Genomic DNA, 236 nt, shown 5'->3' with positions numbered 1-236 from the left:
CGCCCCGGGCGTGCACAAGGCCGCGACCCTCGCCGAGTTCGCCGCGAGCCGGGGGGTCGCGCCGGACGACGTCGTCGCGTACGGGGACATGCCCAACGACCTGGAGATGCTCCAGTGGGCTGGTCTCGGCCTGGCCGTGGCCTCGGGCCTTCCGTCGCTGCTGGCCGCGGCGGACGGCGTGTGCGGGGCGTGCGTCGACGGCGGGGTGGCCGCCGCCGTCGAACGCCTGCTGGTGC

General features: G+C 77.1%; 1 protein-coding gene. It reads left to right on the top strand.

The features are described from left to right. A partial coding sequence (locus KVS67_RS13165; protein ID WP_217565563.1) for an HAD family hydrolase occupies nt 1-236 on the top strand: 236 nt, incomplete at both ends.

It is taken from the genome of Micrococcus sp. GbtcB5, assembly GCF_019091605.1.
Lineage (GTDB): Bacteria > Actinomycetota > Actinomycetes > Actinomycetales > Micrococcaceae > Micrococcus > Micrococcus luteus.
This window is presented reverse-complemented; position numbering and strand designations above follow the sequence as displayed.